The sequence below is a fragment of the Microbacterium sp. P5_B6 genome (assembly GCF_056400345.1).
Window position 1 is genome coordinate 495,694 of record NZ_JBFULL010000002.1, and the last position, 18,719, is coordinate 514,412.

Annotated in this window: 18 protein-coding genes; 3 read left to right on the forward strand and 15 right to left on the reverse strand. The window is 69.0% G+C overall.

All coding sequences use genetic code 11. From position 1 onward, the window contains the following. Window positions 1-37: 37 nt before the first annotated feature. The 14 genes from nusB to AC1DP3_RS04115 form a co-directional block, all read right to left on the reverse strand. Window positions 38-448 (reverse strand): transcription antitermination factor NusB, encoded by a 411-nt coding sequence (gene nusB / locus AC1DP3_RS04050; protein WP_477291521.1) that lies wholly within the window; start codon window positions 446-448, stop codon window positions 38-40. Window positions 449-467: 19 nt separating this feature from the next. Next, window positions 468-1,028 carry an elongation factor P gene (gene efp, locus AC1DP3_RS04055; protein ID WP_477291523.1) on the reverse strand — a complete coding sequence of 187 codons (561 nt, stop codon included), beginning with the start codon at window positions 1,026-1,028 and terminating at the stop codon, window positions 468-470. A gap of 115 nt (window positions 1,029-1,143) precedes the next feature. Then, complete coding sequence (aroQ, locus tag AC1DP3_RS04060) at window positions 1,144-1,602, reverse strand: type II 3-dehydroquinate dehydratase (RefSeq protein ID WP_477291525.1); 459 nt, start codon at window positions 1,600-1,602, stop codon at window positions 1,144-1,146. A 23-nt stretch (window positions 1,603-1,625) separates the two neighbouring features. Continuing rightward, window positions 1,626-2,111: a GNAT family N-acetyltransferase gene (locus AC1DP3_RS04065; RefSeq protein ID WP_477291527.1), complete on the reverse strand. Its 486-nt coding sequence runs from the start codon at window positions 2,109-2,111 to the stop codon at window positions 1,626-1,628. 56 nt (window positions 2,112-2,167) lie between these two features. Beyond that, window positions 2,168-3,250, reverse strand: coding sequence for a 3-dehydroquinate synthase (gene aroB, locus AC1DP3_RS04070; RefSeq protein ID WP_477291529.1), 1,083 nt, complete (start codon window positions 3,248-3,250; stop codon window positions 2,168-2,170). Beyond that, window positions 3,247-3,786: a shikimate kinase gene (locus AC1DP3_RS04075; RefSeq protein WP_477291875.1), complete on the reverse strand. Its 540-nt coding sequence runs from the start codon at window positions 3,784-3,786 to the stop codon at window positions 3,247-3,249. Before AC1DP3_RS04075 ends, aroB begins: the two co-directional genes overlap by 4 nt. Window positions 3,787-3,802: 16 nt before the next feature. Then, the gene (gene aroC, locus AC1DP3_RS04080) at window positions 3,803-5,029 is read right to left on the reverse strand and encodes a chorismate synthase (RefSeq protein ID WP_477291531.1); all 1,227 of its coding nucleotides are present in this window, start codon (window positions 5,027-5,029) and stop codon (window positions 3,803-3,805) included. Between the two features lie 4 nt (window positions 5,030-5,033). After that, window positions 5,034-5,879 (reverse strand): shikimate dehydrogenase, encoded by an 846-nt coding sequence (locus tag AC1DP3_RS04085; protein ID WP_477291533.1) that lies wholly within the window; start codon window positions 5,877-5,879, stop codon window positions 5,034-5,036. After that, window positions 5,860-7,254, reverse strand: coding sequence for an endolytic transglycosylase MltG (mltG, locus tag AC1DP3_RS04090; protein ID WP_477291535.1), 1,395 nt, complete (start codon window positions 7,252-7,254; stop codon window positions 5,860-5,862). The genes AC1DP3_RS04085 and mltG overlap by 20 nt, the downstream gene beginning before the upstream one ends. Window positions 7,255-7,526: 272 nt before the next feature. Further along, window positions 7,527-8,000: a Holliday junction resolvase RuvX gene (gene ruvX, locus AC1DP3_RS04095; RefSeq protein ID WP_477291537.1), complete on the reverse strand. Its 474-nt coding sequence runs from the start codon at window positions 7,998-8,000 to the stop codon at window positions 7,527-7,529. Continuing rightward, a complete protein-coding gene (gene alaS / locus AC1DP3_RS04100) occupies window positions 7,997-10,657 on the reverse strand; it encodes an alanine--tRNA ligase (protein WP_477291539.1) in 2,661 nt (886 codons plus the stop codon). The genes ruvX and alaS overlap by 4 nt, the downstream gene beginning before the upstream one ends. A 64-nt stretch (window positions 10,658-10,721) precedes the next feature. Then, window positions 10,722-11,090 carry an ATPase gene (locus AC1DP3_RS04105; protein WP_477291541.1) on the reverse strand — a complete coding sequence of 123 codons (369 nt, stop codon included), beginning with the start codon at window positions 11,088-11,090 and terminating at the stop codon, window positions 10,722-10,724. Window positions 11,091-11,284: 194 nt separating this feature from the next. Continuing rightward, window positions 11,285-11,914 carry a 30S ribosomal protein S4 gene (gene rpsD, locus AC1DP3_RS04110; protein ID WP_477291543.1) on the reverse strand — a complete coding sequence of 210 codons (630 nt, stop codon included), beginning with the start codon at window positions 11,912-11,914 and terminating at the stop codon, window positions 11,285-11,287. Window positions 11,915-12,106: 192 nt separating this feature from the next. Next, a complete protein-coding gene (locus AC1DP3_RS04115; protein ID WP_477291877.1) occupies window positions 12,107-13,387 on the reverse strand; it encodes a replication-associated recombination protein A in 1,281 nt (426 codons plus the stop codon). A 218-nt stretch (window positions 13,388-13,605) separates the two neighbouring features. Here AC1DP3_RS04115 and AC1DP3_RS04120 point away from each other — a divergent pair, with 218 nt between their 5' ends. From AC1DP3_RS04120 to AC1DP3_RS04130, 3 genes are all read left to right on the forward strand, one after another. After that, the gene (locus AC1DP3_RS04120) at window positions 13,606-13,920 is read left to right on the forward strand and encodes a dioxygenase (RefSeq protein WP_477291545.1); all 315 of its coding nucleotides are present in this window, start codon (window positions 13,606-13,608) and stop codon (window positions 13,918-13,920) included. Between the two features lie 646 nt (window positions 13,921-14,566). Then, window positions 14,567-15,790, forward strand: coding sequence for a DUF349 domain-containing protein (locus tag AC1DP3_RS04125; protein WP_477291879.1), 1,224 nt, complete (start codon window positions 14,567-14,569; stop codon window positions 15,788-15,790). Window positions 15,791-15,866: 76 nt separating this feature from the next. Then, complete coding sequence (locus AC1DP3_RS04130; protein ID WP_477291547.1) at window positions 15,867-16,439, forward strand: type IV toxin-antitoxin system AbiEi family antitoxin; 573 nt, start codon at window positions 15,867-15,869, stop codon at window positions 16,437-16,439. On the opposite strand, the gene AC1DP3_RS04135 is transcribed toward AC1DP3_RS04130, so the two are convergent. Continuing rightward, complete coding sequence (locus tag AC1DP3_RS04135; protein ID WP_477291549.1) at window positions 16,409-18,673, reverse strand: RelA/SpoT family protein; 2,265 nt, start codon at window positions 18,671-18,673, stop codon at window positions 16,409-16,411. The genes AC1DP3_RS04130 and AC1DP3_RS04135 overlap by 31 nt on opposite strands. Window positions 18,674-18,719 lie beyond the last annotated feature (46 nt).

The following is an 18,719-nucleotide window of genomic DNA, read 5'->3' on the forward strand; positions in this document are numbered from 1 at the left end:
CTCAACCGGTCAGGCACCCCGGGTCAGGACCGCGCGTTCAGGAGGCGCGGGCGATGCGCGCGAGGACGCCGTTCAGGAACGACCCGGACTCGTCGGTCGAGAATTCCTTCGCGAGCTCGACGGCCTCATCGATGGCGACACCGGCGGGGACGTCGTCGTTGTAGAGGACCTCCCACACCGCGATGCGCAGGAGAGCGCGGTCGACGGCGGGCATCCGGGCGAGCGACCAGTCCTTCGCGAAGGTCGTGATCTGCTCGTCGATCGCGTCGCGATTGTCGATCACGCCGTCCACGATCTCGCGTGCGTACAGCCATGAGGCCTCGCGGGAAGGCTCGCTCGCCGCGCGCTTCGCCTCTGCCGCGAGGATCGCCGCCGGCTCGTCCCCTCGGACGTCGGCCTGGAAGAGGATGTCGAGCGCGCGTTTGCGCGCTTTCGTACGAGCGCTCATGGAGTGGGAGTCGTCCCGCTCAGCTCACGCGGCCGAGGTAGTCGCCCGTGCGGGTGTCGACCTTGACCTTGGTGCCGGTCTCGACGAACAGCGGCACCTGGATCTCGTAGCCGGTCTCGACCGTGGCGGACTTGGTGCCGGCCGACGAGCGGTCGCCCTGCAGGCCCGGCTCGGTGTAGGTGATCTCGAGGATGACGGATGCCGGGAGCTCGACGTAGAGCGGATTGCCGTTGTTCAGCGCGATCTGCACCTGCTGGTTCTCCAGCAGGAAGTTCGCTGCGTCACCGACAGTGGCGGCGCCCACCGTGATCTGGTCGTAGTCGGCGACATCCATGAAGACGAAGCCTTCGCCGTCGTTGTACAGGTAGGTGAAGTCCCGGCGGTCGACGTTTTCGATCTCGATCTTCGCACCGGCGTTGTAGGTGCGGTCGACGACCTTGCCCGAGACGACGTTCTTCAGCTTGGTGCGGACGAAGGCGCCGCCCTTGCCGGGCTTCACGTGCTGGAACTCGATGACGTTCCACAGCTGTCCGTCGATGCTGAGGACGACGCCGTTCCTGATGTCTGCGGTCGATGCCATGGCTGAAGGAGATCCGTTCGTGAGGAGAGTCAGGGGGCGGTCGCGGGCGGCTCGAGAGGTGAGCGACGCGCGGGCCGACATTCGATTCTACGGGATGCCGCGTCCCTGCCCCTGATCAGCCCTCGGCCTGGCCCGTGATCACGTCGATCAGTCGCTCCACGGCGGTGCTGTAGCCGGACACCCCCTCGCCGATGACATGGACGATGGCGACATCCGCCACGTGTGAATGGTGCCGGAACGACTCACGGGCCATCACGTCGGAGATGTGCACTTCGGCGATCGGCAGGGCGACGCCCGAAAGCGCGTCTCGCAGCACCACCGAGGTATGCGTGAGTCCACCGGGGTTGATGACGATGCCCGCACAGTCGATGCGTGCGTCGTGGATCGCATCGATCAGCACGCCCTCGTGGTTGCTCTGCACCGCGCGCACCTCGAAGCCTCGTGCCGCGGCCGTCGATGCGACCAGCGCTTCCACATCCTGAAGTGTCTGAGACCCGTAGATCTCCGGCTCCCGTGTGCCGAGGAGGTTGAGATTGGGGCCGTTCACGAGGAGAAGCCGGCGTGGCGGAGTCATGCTCGCACGATATCAGCGGGCCGTCAGGGCAGCCGCCGGGCCATGACGAGCTCCGGCCCGATGGGTCCGGTCAGCGTCTCACCGGTCGGCTCGAAGCCGGCGCGCCGGTAGGCCTCCTGGGCGCGGTGATTGTCGCGATGCACGTCGAGCGTCAGTTCACTGAGTCCTTGGTCGGCGGTGAAGTCTGCGGCTGCCGCGAGGAGAGCATCGATCGCACCCGCCCCCCGATGCGCAGGGCGCACCCACACCCCGACGACGAAGGCTCGCCGGTCGTCGACGATCCTCCCGAGATGGTCGGCCTGACCTGTCGCCCGGATGAGGACGCTGACTGTCCCGATCGCCTCCCCGTCGACCGCGGCGACGAACTGCGCGACGGATCCGCCCTCGGCGGCGTTCCGCGTCCGGTCACGCCAGAAGCCTTCGTCGCGGCCGGCAGCCTCGGCGTGCGTCTCCAGAAAGGCGATGGCCGCGTGCGGGTCTGCCAGCGCCTCCATCCGAAGGTCGCGCACGAGACGCCACTCCTCGCGTCCGATCCGGTGCACCGAGACCGCGGCGGCTCCCGCGCTCAGCTTGCGATCTCCTGGTACGCGGCGAAAAGGAGCGACTCATCCGGCGCCTGCAGCACCGTGGGGCGCGCGATGTCGTCGAGCACGATGAAGCGCAGCATCCCGGCGCGGCTCTTCTTGTCGCGCTGCATCGTGGCCAGCAGCTGGGGCCAGGCGCCTGCCCGGTACGTCGTGGGCAGCCCGAGCAGCTCGAGGATGTCGCGATGCCGTTGCGCGGCGGCATCCGGGAGCCTGCCCGCCAGTCGCGAGAGCTCTGCCGCGAAGACCATGCCCACCGAGATCGCAGCGCCGTGGCGCCAGCGGTAGCGCTCGGAGTGCTCGATCGCGTGACCGAGCGTGTGCCCGTAGTTCAGGATCTCGCGGAGCCCCGCCTCGCGGAGGTCCTGCCCGACGACGTGCGCCTTCATGCCGATCGCCAGCTCGATGCAGCGACGGAAAGCCTCGCTCGTCGGATCGACGACCGCGACCGGATCGGCCTCGATGAGGTCGAGGATCTCGGGCGCCCAGATGAAGCCGGCCTTCACCACTTCGGCAAACCCCGCTGTGCGCTCGTTCGCGGACAGTCCGTCCAGCAGGGCGAGGTCGCAGACGACCGCCTCGGGCGGCCAGAACGCCCCGACGAGGTTCTTCCCCTCGGATGTGTTGATCCCGGTCTTGCCGCCCAGCGCGGCGTCAACCATGCCGAGCACCGTCGTCGGCACCTGGATGACCGCCACACCGCGGAGCCACGTGGCCGCCACGAATCCGGCGAGGTCGGTCACGGCGCCGCCGCCGAAGCCGACGATCGCATCCGTGCGCGTGAAGTCGGCCTGGCCGAGGATCTGCCAGCAGAACGCGGCCACCTCGACCCGCTTGCCCTGCTCGGCATCGGGGATCTCTGCGATGAGCACCTCCCGTGTGCCATCGGCGAGGAGGTTCTCCCGGAGGGCCGCGGCCTGATCCGCAAGGGTCGGCGGGTGCACGATCAGCACTTTGCGGGCGGCGGCCGGCACCGCGGTCGCAACTCGATCCAGGATGCCGCGGCCGATCGTCACCTCGTACGGCTGGTCGCCGGCGACCGTGATGGACGTGACGTCTGTCATGCGTTCTCCTCGGCGGGATCCCCGCTGTCGTCAGTGAAGGTCCGGGACCACGACACGATGTCGCTCACGATGTGCGAGAGGGGCCCGGTCGAGGTGTCGAAGGTGACATCGGCCACTTCGGAGTAGAGCTCGCTCCGCGACGCCAGAATCGACTCCCACCGGGTCACCGGATCTTCGCCCTCCGCCAGGAGCGGCCGGGAATCGCCGTGGATGCGGCCGCGCACGACATGCGGCGCGACCGTGAGCAGCACGACGCGCTGCTCGGCCAGATCGCGGCGGGTTTCGGCGTCGAGCACTGCTCCCCCGCCGAGCGCCACCACGCCGCCTCGCGCGAGAGCCTCCTGCACGGCGGCCCGCTCGGCCGCACGGAAGCGGGCTTCTCCGTGCGTGGCGAACAGCTGGGCGATGGGCCCGTGGTCCCGCACGACGAGACTGTCGGTGTCGGTGAACGGGACTCCCAGCTCGCGGGCGACGCGTCGTCCGATGCTGGTCTTGCCCGCACCCATCGGGCCGACGAGGACGATCGCCTCGGCCATGCTCTCCGTCACAGGCTCAGGAGAGCTCGGGCGCGAGCAGGCGGGGATCGCTCGCGTCGGCGGTGCGCAGCGTCTCGGGGATCGCGGCGACGTAGCTCTCGAGGTTGCGGCGGGTCTCGCGGATGCTGTCGCCGCCGAACTTCTCCAGCACGACGTCCGCCAAGACGACGGAGACCATCGCTTCGGCCACCACACCGGCGGCGGGCACCGCGCACACGTCCGAGCGCTGGTGGTGGGCCGCGGCGGTGTCGCCGGTGGCGATGTCGACGGTGCGCAGGGCGTGCGGCACGGTCGCGATGGGCTTCATGCCGGCGCGCACGCGGAGCACGGTCCCCGTCGACATGCCTCCTTCGGTGCCGCCCGCTCGGTCGCTCGATCGGGTGATGCCGTTGTCGGCCGCAAACAGCTCGTCGTGCGCCTGCGAGCCGCGCCGCGTCGTGGTGAGGAAGCCGTCGCCGACCTCGACGCCCTTGATCGCCTGGATGCTCATCAGCGCCTGCGCGAGCTTTCCGTCCAGGCGACGGTCCCAGTGCACGTGCGAGCCGAGCCCCGGCGGAAGCCCGTAGGCGAGCACCTCGACGATGCCGCCGAGCGTGTCACCCTCCTTGCGGGCGTCGTCGACCTCGGCGACCATGCGCGTGCTGGTGCCGGCATCGAAGCACCGCAGCGGATCGGCGTCGAGAGCGTCGACGTCATCAGGGGTCGGAAGCGCGGCGTCCTCGGGCACGCGCACGGGACCGATCGAGAGCGTGTGGCTCACCAGACGGATGCCGAGTTCGGCCAGGAACGCGCGTGCGATCGCGCCCAGCGCGACGCGAGCAGCCGTCTCGCGGGCACTGGCCCGCTCGAGAATCGGCCTGGCTTCGTCGAAGTCGTACTTCTGCATGCCGACGAGATCTGCATGACCCGGGCGAGGACGCGTGAGCGCCGCCCCGCGACCACGGGACTTCTCGGTGAGCTCGGCAGGGTCAGGGCTCATCACCTCGACCCACTTGGGCCACTCGGTGTTGCCGATGCGCAGGGCGATGGGGCTGCCGAGCGAGAGCCCGTGCCGAACGCCGCCCGAGATGTCGAGGGCGTCCTCTTCGAACTTCATGCGCGAGCCTCGGCCGTAGCCGAGCTTCCGTCGGGCGAGGTCGGCTTGGATGGCGGCGCGCGAGATGGGGACGCCTGACGGCAGACCTTCCATGATGGCGACGAGTTCTGGGCCGTGCGATTCGCCGGCCGTGAGCACGCGGAGCATTGATCTAGTCTCCCATGATCGCTTGGCGCATCGCGGCGAGGACGGCGGGCTCGTCATCGACGGGAACATCCGGGTCGCCCGAGGCGAAGATCCGCACCTGCAGGAGGGCCTGATGCAGCAGCATCCCGAGTCCCGAGACAGCGGGATGCCCGGCTCGCTGCCACGCCGAAGACAGCGTCGTCGGCCAGTAGCCGTAGACGACGTCCATGAGCGGGCCTCCGGCGCCCGCGAGGGCGTCGGCGACGGCATCCGTCACCGGCGCGTCGCCGGGCAGGGTCGCGATCGTGACCGATGCCGGGGCGTGAGCCGTCGCAGTCAGAGGCACCGCGACGACCTCGACACCGAGCTCATCGGCGAGGGGCGCGAACTCCAGCACGGCCTCGGGGCGTCGCGCGACGACCTCGACCCGGCGCGCGCCGAGCTCGCCGAGCGCCACGAGCGCCGATGTCGCCGTGGCACCGGCGCCGACGATACGCGCCTCTCCGACCTCGTCGACCCCCATCTCGCGCAGCGCTCGGACGAGTCCCCCGATATCCGAGTTGAAGCCGCGAGGTCCGCTCGAGTCGAGGAGCAGTGTGTTGACCGCGCCGGTCAGCTGAGCCGGCCGGTCGCGGACGACGGATGCGGCGAAGGCGCGGGTCTTCAGCGGGTACGTCAGGGAGAGACCGCGGAACGATTCGTCGAGGCTCGCGAGCTCGCGGTCGAAGATGTCAGCCGAGACCTGTCGCCGGCCGTACGACCACGGAAACCCCAGGACGCCGTACGCCGCGGCATGGAGGGCGGGCGATCGGCTGTGCTGGATCGGGTCGCCCCATACCTCCAGCTGCCGCCTACTGGCAGTACGAGGCATTCTCGCTCTTGGCGCACCAATCCTGCAGCTGGTCCACAGCGCGCAGATGCTCTTCGTACGTCGCGGAGAAGGTGGTCTCGCCGGTCGCGAGGTTCACCGCCACGAAATAGAGCCAATCACCGTCGGCCGGGTTGCGGGCACCGGCGATCGCGTCCTCACCGGGATTGCTGATCGGGCCGGGCGGGAGTCCGGTGTGGACGTACGTGTTGTAGATGTTGGACGCGTCTTCCCGCTGCTCGTCCGTCGTCCAGACGGTCCCGGTGATCCCCGCACCGTAGGCGACGGTGGCATCGGACTGAAGGGGCATTCCCTGGTCGATCCGGTTGAGGAAGACGCGGGCGATCTTGTTCATGTCGGCCGTGTCCGGACCCGACTCCTTCTGAATCACCGATGCGAGCGTCAGGACCTGAAGCCGTTCTGCTGCGGGCACGCCGAGGGCGTCGAGCCGGGCGAACGTCTCGTTCACCATTCGCGCGATCGCATCGTGCGCCGTCACCCCGGGATCGAAGGTGTAGGTCGCCGGGAAGAGGAATCCCTCGATGCTCGGTGCCTCGGCGGGAACACCGAACTGGGTGTAGTTCGCGGCCTCGGCGTTGAGTTCATCGATCGAGATGCCGGTCACGTCCGCGATCCTCTGCAGGGCATCCGCAGCGATCAGCCCCTCGGGGATGACCACGGTGTTGTCGACCTTGTTCGCGGGATCCTGCAGTGCGCTCAGAGCCGCGGCAGAGGTCATCTGCTTCTGGAGCGTGTAGACGCCCGGATAGAACATCGGGTTCTGGCCTGTGTCGACGAGCATGGCGTAGAACGCGTCGGGCGTCTTGGTCACGCCGGCGTCGTACAGCGACTGCGAGATGACGCTTCCGGTGTCGCCGGGCGACACCGTCACCATCGCCTCTCCATTGGCCAGCCCTTCCTCGTAGTCCTTGGGCTCCTCCCACCCCATCAGCTCGCGGATCTGGGATTCGTACGTGTTCCAGACATACAGGGCGCCTGCCGCGATGCCCCCGAGGAACATCAGCACGATCGCGAGTGCGATCCAGCCGCCGATCCGGCGACGGCGCCTGTTGGGACGAGGCGGGACGTCGCCGATCTCGTCCGAGGATCGGTTGCCCATGAAGAGATCCTCCAGGTTCGCCACCGTCGACGCATCCGTGCGCTCGGCGTTCGGAACGGGTCCGGTCAGCACGGCGGTGCGGGCCGGGTGCGGAACGGACGCCGAGGCGCCCACGACGTCGGCGAAGCCGGTGGCGGAAGCCGCGGGCTGCCGCGCGGCCGGCGCCGCAGAGGCGGCGTCGACGGGTGGAGCCTCTGCCGAGCGCGCGTCCGCCGGTCGCGGGAGCGCCGTCGACGATTCGCCGGAGCGCCCCTGCATGGCTTCACGCGCCGCGCGCCGAGAGAGCGGAAGCGCTCCCGTGGCGGGCCCGGGAGCGACCGTGGTGTGTGTCGGGACTGCGGACGACGGCTCGGAGACGGGCGGCGTCGTCGAACTGTCGGCCTCTACGGGGGCACCGGCTGCCGACTCGGGGCCTGCGGGGGGCGTCCGCCGCGGCCCTGGCGCCTCGCCGGCACGCGTGCGTGGGTCGGGCAGTTTGCCGAAAAGATCCGCAAACGGATCGTCGGACCGCGAAGTCGAGTCGGGCATAGTCAGAGAGGCTCCTCGTCCGAGGGGACGGACATTCCGGGAGGTCGCCCGGTGTTCTTCTCGACATCGAGAGCCTGTTGCAGCAGCACGACGGCGGCGACCTGATCAACAATGCTACGAGATTGCCGCTGAGATCTCCCCGAACCCCGCAGCGCGGAATGCGCCGACACCGTGCTGAGCCGCTCGTCAACCAGACGGACAGGCAATGCGGATGCCTGAGCCAGCGCGCGCGCGAAGTCACGGGCGTCCGTTGTCGAGGGGGTGTCACCGCCGCTGAGGCTGATGGGCAGCCCGACGACGAACTCGACCGCGGAGTGCTCATCCGCCAGCACGATCAATCGTGCGATCGAGTCGTCACCGCGGGCGACGGTCTCGACGGGCGTCGCCAGCATGCCGTCGGGATCGCACCGGGCGACTCCGACGCGGGCCTTCCCCACATCGACCCCGAGGCGCACCCCGCGACGAAAGCCCGTCACGCTGCTCCGAGCGCGTCCTTCACAGCGGACAGGGCCGCCGGCAGCGCCGCGGCATCCGTACCGCCGCCCTGCGCCACGTCGTCCCGGCCGCCGCCGCCGCCGCCGAGGACCGCAGCCGCCGCCTTCGCGAGCACTCCGGCCTTCGCGCCGGCCGCACGCGCCGCCTCGTTCGTCGCAACCACCACGACGGTGCGCCCGGCCACATCTCCACCGAGTGCGATCACAGCGGCCTCCGCGCCGAGCCGGTCGCGCACCTGGAGCGCCAGCGAGCGGACGTCGTCGGCCGAGCCGACCGAGCCGACCGACTCGGCGACGACCCGGTGGCGACCGATGTGCTGGGCCGTACCGGCGAGAGCCGGGAGGCGATCAGACAGCGCCCGCGCTTCGAACGCGGCGATCTTCTTCTCGGCGGCCTTCAGGCTCGCCTGGAGCTCGGCGATGCGAACGGGGAGCTGATCGCGGGGTGCCTTCAGCGACGAGGTCAGCTGAGACACGATCGCACGTTCCGCCGCGAGCGAGCGGAACGCGTCGAGTCCGACGAGCGCCTCCACACGGCGGTTGGACGCACCTACAGACGATTCGCCCACGAGGCTGATGAGCCCCACTTCGGCGCTCGTCGAGACATGCGTGCCGGCACACAGTTCGCGGGACCACGGACCGCCGATGTCGACCATGCGCACGGTATCGCCGTACTTCTCGCCGAACAGCGCCATGGCGCCGAGCGACTTGGCATCATCCAGCGCGAGCACCCGCGTGGTGACCTCGAGATTGTCGCGGACCGCATTGTTCGCGATCTCTTCGATCTCGCTCTTGGTCTGGTCCGACAGCGCCTGGCCCCACGTGAAGTCGAAGCGCATGTAGCCCGCGCGGTTGAGCGACCCGGCCTGGGTCGCCGTCCTCCCGAGCGTGTCGCGAAGGGCCGCGTGCACCAAGTGGGTCGCCGAGTGCGCCTGTCGGGCAGCGCGGCGAGTGACGGCGTCGACGACCGACGTCGCGGGCTGGCCGACGCCGACCTCGCCCGTCGTGACCTCGACCGTGTGGCTCACGAGACCGGCGACCGGCTTCTGGACATCGAGCACCTCGAGCTCGAAGCCGGGACCGGTGATCACGCCGCGGTCGGCGACCTGGCCGCCGGACTCGGCATAAAGAGCGGTCTCGGCGAGGATCACCTCGACGATCTGCCCGGCGCTCGCACGGTCGACCGACACTCCGTCGTGCAGGATGCCGAGCACCGTCGACTCTGTCTCGAGGTCGGTGTAGCCCGTGAAGACGGTCTCGCCCTTGGCGCGCAGGTCGCGATAGACGCTGGTGTCGGCGAGCTGGCGCTTGCGCGCACGTGCGTCAGCCTTGGCGCGCGCCCGCTGCTCCTGCATGAGGGTGTCGAAGGATGCGCGATCCACGGTGAGGCCGGCCTCCTCGGCGATCTCCAGGGTCAGGTCGATCGGGAAGCCGTAGGTGTCGTGGAGCAGGAAGGCCTCGGGGCCGGCGAGCGACGTTCCGCCCGCCGCTTTCGTCTGCGAGAGCGACTCGTCCAGGATCGTCGATCCCGCCGCCAGCGTGCGCAGGAAGGTCTCCTCCTCGGCCAGGGCGTACTGGGAGATGCGCTCCCAGTCCGTCGCCACCACGGGGTAGGCGTCCTTCATCGCGTCGCGCGAGACGGTGAACAGCTCGCGGAAGGTCGGCTGCTCGACACCGAGAAGTCGCATCGAGCGGATGGCGCGGCGCATGAGACGACGGAGGATGTAGCCCCGTCCGTCGTTGGAGGGGGTGACGCCATCCGACAGCAGCATGAGCGACGAACGGATGTGGTCGGCCACGACCCGGAAGCGGACGTCGTCCTCATGATCGGCGCCGTAGCGCCGGCCCGAGAACTCGACCGCGCGGTCGAGCACAGGACGGACCTGATCGGTCTCGTACATGTTGTCGACGCCCTGCTTGATGAACGCGACGCGCTCCAGGCCCATCCCGGTGTCGATGTTCTTGGCGGGAAGCTCCCCCACGATGTCGAAGTCGTACTTCGAGCGCACATTGGTGATCTCGTACTGCATGAAGACGAGATTCCAGATCTCGACGTAGCGGTCGTCGTCGGTGGCAGGACCGCCGTCGATCCCGTATTCCGGTCCACGGTCGAAGAAGATCTCGGAGCACGGACCCGCCGGACCCGGCAGTCCGGTGCTCCAGTAGTTGGTGTCCTTGCCGAGACGCTGGATGCGGTCCTCGGAGACGCCCGCGACCGACTGCCAGAGGGCGTAGGCCTCGTCGTCCTCCTCGTACACCGTGACCCAGAGGTCCTTCGGGTCGAAGGCAAGGCCTCCGTCCGCCTCCGCAGACGTCAGCAGGCCCCACGCGAAGCGGATCGCGTCTTCCTTGAAGTAGTCGCCGAACGACCAGTTGCCGAGCATCTGGAAGAACGTGCCGTGCCGGGGGGTCTTGCCCACCTCTTCGATGTCGTTCGTGCGGATGCACTTCTGGTTGTCAGCGGCGCGCGAGTAGGGCGCCGGGACGTCGCCGCTCAGATACGGGATGAAGGGCACCATCCCGGCAACGGTGAACAGCAGCGCCGGGTCATCGGTGACGAGCGATGCGGAGGGCACGATCGTGTGCCCGTTCTTCTCGAAGTAGTCGAGAAAGCGCTGAGAGATCTCGGCGGTCTTCATAGGTGTGGGTTCCTCGAAGGCAAGCGACTACACCCCGCCCTGCGGGGGACTGCGCCTGCGTGGATCAGTCGGTGGACTTGGCGGCGTTCTGGGCGGCGTCGGCGGCTCCGGATGCCGCATCCTGCGCCGCTTCGACGACACCGGATGCTGCATCCTTGGCTGCCGAGAGGGCATCTCCGGCAGCGCTCTTGGCGACGTCGATCGCCCCGGTGGCGGAGTCGACCACTTCCGCGGCCGCATCTCGTGCCGCGTCGATCACGCCCGCGAACCGTGCTTCCTGCTCGCGGTACGCATCGCCCATGCGGTCGGCGAACTCCCCGATCCGGGCGTCGACCTCTCCGAGCAGTTCATGGCCTCGCGGGTCTTTGTTCACGAAATGGGCGAAGACGAATCCGCTGATGACGCCGACCAGGAACCACAGGACGTTCTTCATCTCACCCTCCTCGGCCGCGGGCGCGGCATCAACCCATCGTAGGCGGTGTGTCGATGCGTTCGCTTGCGGTCACAACTCGACAACCGACGACGAAGGGCGCCGGGTCTCCCCGGCGCCCTCCTGTGCGGTACCGAACTTATCGGGCTGTGCTCGATTCGGACGCGGCGCTGACGCGCGGCGTCCCGCCCGCGGCCCTATCGGGCCGCGTAATACTCCACCACGAGCTGGACGTCACCGACGACGGGGACCTCGGCGCGCTTCGGGCGACGCACGAGACGCGCCTGCAGCTTGTCGAGCTCGACCTCGAGGTAAGCGGGAACCGGGGGCAGGACGTCGGCGTGACCGCCGGCAGCTGCCACCTGGAAGGGCTCGGTGCCCTCGCTCTTGGGCTTGACGTGGATGAGCTGGCCCGGCTTCACGCGGAACGACGGGCGGTCGACGAGCTGGCCGTCGACGAGGATGTGGCGGTGCACGACGAGCTGGCGTGCCTGCGCCGTGGTGCGGGCGAGGCCCGAGCGCAGGACGAGCGCGTCCAGACGCATCTCGAGCAGCTCGACGAGGTTCTCACCCGTCAGGCCGTCCTTGCGGCGCGCCTCGTTGAACGTGTTGCGCATCTGCTTCTCGCGGATGCCGTACTGCTCGCGCAGGCGCTGCTTCTCGCGCAGACGCACGGCGAAGTCGCTGTCCTGCTTGCGCTTGGTGCGGCCGTGCTCACCGGGCGCGTACGGGCGCTTCTCGAGGTACTTGGCTGCCTTGGGGGTCAGCGCGACGCCGAGGGCGCGCGAGAGACGGACCTTGCGGCGGTCCTGGGACTTCGTTGCCACGAAGTGTTCCTTCCGATGACGCGGCCGTGTCTTTCACGGCTCGCGGACGTATCGCCTCTCCTCGCCCTGTCCGGAATGCACGCCGGGGCATGCCAGAAGGTCGTCAGGAGAAGAGGGGATGCCCGAAAACTGTGTTTCGAGCCGGTCAAGTCTATCAGAGCGAGGCATCCGGCCCGGTGAGGGCTGGATTCATCACGCCGTGCCGTCGAGGATGCGGCGGATCTTCTCCAGCCGCGCCTGGACGTCGCGCTCCTGACCATGGTTGGTCGGCTCGTAGTAGCGCTTCGCCTGCAGCTCATCGGGCAGATACTGCTGCGCCACGACGCCGATCTCGGTGTCGTGCGGGTACCGGTAGCCCTTGCCATGCCCGAGCCGCTTCGCACCGGCGTAGTGCGCGTCGCGCAAGTGGATCGGCACACGGCCGAAGCCCCCGGCCCGCACGTCCTCGATCGCTCGGTTGAGTGCGACGTACGCGGCGTTGGACTTCGCGGTCGTGGCAAGGTACGCGGTCGCCTCGGCGAGCGGGATCCGCCCCTCCGGCATCCCGATCAGCTGCACGGCGTCGGCGGCAGCCACCGCGAGCGGCAGCGCCTGCGGGTCGGCGAGGCCGATGTCTTCGGCCGCCGAGATGATCAGGCGGCGCGCGATGAACCTGGCGTCCTCACCGGCCTCGATCATGCGCGCGAGGTAGTGCATCGCGGCATCGACGTCCGAACCTCGGATCGACTTGATGAAGGCGCTGATGACGTCGTAGTGCTCGTCGCCGTCGCGGTCATAGCGCAGCAGGGCACGGTCGACCGCCTGCACGACCTGGTCTGCGCCGATCGGCACCTGGGCGCTGTCATCGGCGTCGCTTGCCGCGATGGATGCCGCCGCCTCGAGTGCGGTGAGCGCGCGACGCGCATCGCCCGATGCCAGGCGCACCAGCGCTTCTCTCGCGCCCGGCTCGAGGGTCACCGCGCCGGCGAGGCCGCGTGCGTCTGCGACGGCACGATCCACCAGCATCCCGAGCTCGTCGTCCGTCAGTGGCTTGAGCGTGAGCAGGAGCGAGCGGGAGAGAAGCGGAGAGATCACCGAGAAGGACGGATTCTCTGTCGTCGCGGCGATCAGCACGACCCAGCCGTTCTCGACGCCGGGCAGCAGGGCATCCTGCTGCGCCTTCGTGAAGCGGTGGATCTCATCGAGGAAGAGGATCGTCGACTGTCCGTAGAGATCGCGCTGAGTCAGCGCCTCCTGCATGACCTCACGCACGTCGCGCACACCGGCTGTGATCGCCGACAGCTCGACGAAGCGACGTCCGGACGAGCGGGCGATGGCCTGGGCGAGCGTGGTCTTGCCTGTACCGGGCGGACCCCACAGGATGACCGACGTCGCCGTGGTCGCGGCATCCGGGTCTGCGAGAGCCACCAGAGGCGACCCGGGCCGCAGAAGATGCGACTGTCCGGCCACTTCGTCGAGCGATATCGGGCGCATCCGAACCGCCAGGGGTGTCTGTCCCTGGAAGAGGGCGCTGGGCGCGCTCGCGCTCCCGGCGGTTCCGCGTGACGCGCCGGCGCGTGGAGATGGAGCGGCGGAAGTCACCCCTCAAGGCTAGTCGCGGGCCGCGACACGGGATCCGCGGCGTTTGGCCGGACTTCCGCCGGTGCATAGGATCGACCCGGCCCGGCGCATCCGGGGAGCAAGGGGGTCCCGTGGCGACGAGCGGCAAAGACCGCGAGGCGCGTGAGCGCGCTCGCGTGTATCAAGCGCGGCAGCAGCTGCATGACGACCAGGCTCGCCGACGCCGTCGTGACAATCTCCTCGCCGGCGTGATCGGAGGCGCCGTCATCATCGGTGTGCTCGGAGCACAGGCCGCGTACTTCATGGTCGGTCCCGGTGCTCCCGAGCCCGTCCCCACCGTGACACCCGCTCCGACGGACTCCCCCGCGCCGACCGATACGCCGGCCCCCACCGATACTCCGTCGCCGACGCTCGAGCCGACGCCGAGTCCCAGCGCCACGTCCTGACCCGCCGCTCCCTGAGCGAGGTCGCCTGCCCGTACTAGGCTTGAGTCCGTCCATCCCCCGCAGGCGGCGAGAGCCGCATTGAGGTGCAATCGTGACTGCCGCAGCAGACCCCACTCCGCAGCCCACCCCCGAGGCCGAGCCGACTCCCGAGGCCGAGACCTCCTCCGTCGGACCAGCTCTCGAGACCGACGACGAAGTCGTTCCCGGTGCCGAGAGAACTCCCGACGCCGACCCCGAGGCTGAGTCCGAGCCCGCAGCAGATCTCGAAGCCGAGGCTGCCCCTGAGGTGGAAGGCGGAGCTGAGCCCGACCTGGAGGTCGAGCCCGACCTGGAGGTCGTGGCCGCCGCGGATCTAGAGGCCGACACGACCGCTGAGGCTGAGATCGAGCCGACGCCCGAGGCCGAGACTGCACCCGAAGCAGAAGCCGAAGCCGAGATCGAGCCGACCCCTGAGTCCGATGCCGTCCCGACCCCCGAGTCCGAGGCTGCACCCGAAGCCGAGCAGGCATCCGCGGCTGAGATCGAGCCGGCATCGGAAGGCGAAGCCGAGCCTGCACCCGTCGTCGATGGCGGACGCGACGTCCACAGCAAGCCGACGCCCGCACCCAGGCCCCCCGTCGGCCGCGCCACGGCCTCCGCCCACGCCGTGGAGCCCTGGGGCCGCGTCGATGACGACGGCACCGTCTCGGTCCGCGAAGGCGACACCTGGCGCGTGGTCGGGCAGTTCCCCGACGGCTCTCCGCAAGAGGCGCTCGCCTACTTCGAGCGCAAGTACGCCGATCTCGCCAGCGAGGTGTCGCTCCTCGAGGTGCGGCACCGCCGCGGCGGGGCATCGGCCGCTGACCTCCGGGCGGCGTCGAAGACGGTATCGGCCAAGCTCACCGGTGCAGCCGCTGTGGGCGACCTCGCCTCGCTCGAGGCGCGCGTCGCCGCGCTGACCCAGACGCTCGCCGTCGCATCCGAGACCGAAGCCGCCGCCGCCCGCGAAGCCGTCGACGAGGCGATCACCGCCCGCACGCAGCTGGTCGAGCGCGCGGAGGCGCTGGCAGCCCGTGACCCCAAATCGGTCCAGTGGAAGCAGGCCTCGACAGAGCTCACCGCCCTCTTCGACGAGTGGCAGTCACAGCAGCAGAACGGTCCCCGACTGCCCAAGACCACGTCGCAGCAGCTCTGGAAGCGATTCCGCGATGCCCGTGCCACGGTCGACAAGCACCGTCGCGAGTTCTACGCCGAGCTGGACGAGGCCCACAAGGGCGTGCGCGACCGCAAGGCCGCCCTCGTCGAGAAGGCCGAGGCCCTTGCCCCCAAGGGCGAAGACGGCATCGTCGCCTACCGTGCGCTTCTCGACCAGTGGAAGACCGCGGGTCGGGCCGGCAAGAAGGTCGATGACGCCCTGTGGGCGCGGTTCAAGGCGGCCGGCGATGCGCTCTACGGTGCACGCATCGAGCGCGAGAGCGCCGAGACCGAGGAGTCGCGCGAGAAGATCGTGGCCAAGCGAGAGCTTCTCGTCGAGGCGAAGACGGTCGCCGACGAGTCCGACATCGCCAAGGCCCGGACGCTCCTCACGAGCATCCAGCGCCGGTGGGATGAGATCGGCCGGATCTTCCCCCGCGAAGCCGAGCGGGGCCTCGACGACGATCTGCGAAAGGTCGAGCAGGCTCTTCGCACCCGCGAGGAGACCGACTGGAAGCGCAACGATCCCGCGCAGAAGGCGCGCGCGAACGATATGACGCGCCAGCTCAGCGATGCGATCCAGAAGCTCGAGGACGAGCTCGCCGCCGCTCAGAAGAAGGGCGACAAGTCCGCCATCGCAAAGGCGACGGAAGCCCTCGAGGCGCGCAAGAGCTGGCTCCGAGCACTCGGCGGCTGACGCGACGGCGCTCTGGTTGTCCACAGTCTGAGCTCACGCGAGCGGACGGCGAGGATCCATCCGGCACACTGCCGTCATGACTTCGCCGTTCCTGTACTTTCCCGGTGACCGACTGTCCCCCGCCGAGCTGTCCGCAGCCCGGCTGGACGGGGACGTCGTCGAGCTCGGCGACGCGTACATTCCTGCGGACGCCGTGGAGACGCAGGCGCTGCGCGCAGGATCGCTCCACACCATCCTGGGCGACACGCTCGCTGCCACTCATCTGAGCGCCGCCTGGATCCTCGGTGCGATCGACGAGCCTCCATCCCGGCACACCGTGCAGCGAGCTGTGGCGCATCGACTCCACCACGTCATGGGGCGGCGGATCGTCTACCGTGACCCGAGCATCTCCCCGGATGATCTCTGGCGCGTCGGGGGCGTCTTCGTGACCACTCCCCGCCGCACACTGGCCGACCTCGCGCGCGTGCCCGAGGCCGGGTTCGCCGAAGCCGCGGGCAGACTGTCGGATGCCACCCCCGGGCTGGCGGGTGAGGCGATGACGTGGTTCGCGGAGCGCAAGCCCGTTCCCCACAAGCGCGCGGCGCTCGCGCTGCTGGTCGAACTGGCCGCGCGTGCGTCTCAGGACGACGTGACGCGGTACACGTCGTAGACCGCATCGATGCGGCGCACGGCGTTCAGAACGCGGTCGAGGTGGACGGTGTCGCCCATCTCGAAGACGAAGCGGCTGAGCGCAAGGCGATCGTTCGTCGTCGAGACGGTCGCCGAGAGGATGTTCACGTGGTGCTCGCTGAGCACTCGTGTGACGTCGCTCAGAAGCCCCGAGCGATCGAGTGCCTCCACCTGGATCTGCACGAGGAACACGCTCTTGGATGTCGGAGCCCACTCGACGTCGATGAGCCGCTCCGAGACCTGCATGAGCGATTTGACGTTCGTGCAGTCGCCACGGTGAACCGAGACGCCGCTCCCCCGCGTGACGAAGCCGACGATCTCATCGCCGGGGACCGGCGTGCAGCACTTGGCCAGCTTGACGAGGATGTCGGGCGCTCCGCGAACGAGGATGCCCGAATCCCCGCCCCGAGGAGCGCGGGATCGTCCGACCTGGGGCAGATCGATCGGACCGGTCGAGGTGTCGCTCGCGGCCACGAGTGCCGTGACCTTCTCGATGACCGACTGCGTCGAGACGTGGCCCTCGCCGACCGCCGCATAGAGCGCTGAGACATCTTCGTACTTCAGCTGCTGGGCGACTTCGGTGAAGGAGTCCTGGCTCATCAGACGCTGCAGCGGCAGGTTCTGGCGGCGCATCGCGCGCGCGATCGCCTCCTTGCCCTGCTCGACCGCCTCTTCGCGACGTTCCTTGGTGAACCAGCCCCGGATCTTGCTGCGTGCCCGCGTGCTCTTGACGAAGGTGAGCCAGTCCTGGCTGGGGCCGGCATCCGGGTTCTTCGAGGTGAAGACCTCCACCACGTCGCCGCTCTGCAGCTCGGACTCCAGCGGCACGAGCCGTCCGTTGACCTTGGCGCCCATCGTGCGGTGGCCGACTTCGGTGTGCACGGCGTACGCGAAGTCGACCGGTGTGGCACCCGCCGTCAAGCCGATGACCCGGCCCTTCGGCGTGAAGACGTAGACCTCTTTGGCGCCGATCTCGAACCGGAGCGAATCGAGGAACTCGCCGGGGTCGGCGGTCTCGGCCTGCCAGTCCGAGATGTGCGCGAGCCAGGCCATGTCGGACTCGACGGCCTTAGTGTCGGGCTTGGCGCCCGCCATCTGCTCTTTGTACTTCCAATGCGCGGCCACACCGTACTCAGCCTGCTGGTGCATCTCGTGCGTGCGGATCTGGATCTCGACCGTGCGACCCCCCGGACCGATCACCGTGGTGTGCAGCGACTGATACAGATTGAACTTCGGAGTGGCGATGTAGTCCTTGAACCGACCCGGAAGAGGCGTCCATCGCGCGTGGATCGCCCCGAGGACGGCGTAGCAGTCGCGCACGCTCGAGACGAGGACCCGGATGCCGATCAGGTCGTAGATGTCGTCGAACTCGCGGCCGCGGACCACCATCTTCTGGTAGACCGAGTACAGCTGCTTGGGCCTGCCGAGCACACGACCGCGGATCCGCAGCTCGCGGAGATCCGCGTCCACCGCATCGATCACGTTCTGCACGTACTGCTCGCGCTGCGGTGTCCGCTGGAGGACGAGGCTCTCGATCTCGGCGTACAGCTTGGGGTGCAGCACGGCGAACGACAGGTCCTCGAGCTCGGATTTGACGGTCTGGATTCCGAGCCGGTGCGCGAGCGGCGCATAGATCTCGAGGGTCTCGGTCGCCTTCTTCTGCGCCTTCTCCGGCGGCACGAACCCCCAGGTGCGGGCATTGTGCAGCCGGTCGGCCAGCTTGATGAGCAGGACCCGTATGTCGCGGCTCATCGCCACGATCATCTTGCGGACGGTCTCAGCCTGAGCGCTCTCGCCGTACTTGACCTTGTCGAGCTTCGTCACTCCGTCGACGAGCATCGAGACTTCGTCGCCGAAGTCCGCAGTGAGCTGGTCGAGGGAGTAGTCGGTGTCTTCGACCGTGTCGTGCAGGAGCGCCGCGGCGATCGCCCGGGGGCCGAGGCCCAGGTCGGCCAGGATCTGAGCGACCGCGAGCGGATGCGTGATGTACGGCTCGCCGCTCTGGCGAACCTGCCCGGAGTGCGCGCCCTCGGCGACGGTGTACGCCCGCTCGACGATCGAGAGATCGCCTTTCGGGTGGTGCGTGCGAACCGTGCGGAGCAGCTGCTCGACGTCGTCCCTGCGCGCCGATCGCGAGAAGATCCGAGGTACGAGCCGGCGAAGAGACGGAGACTGCGAGGAGGAGGCCGCGGTGGAGGGGACGGTCTCGGTCATGCCGATGGTCTCCCCTCCGCTGGATTGGTCAATCCTACGCCCGCGG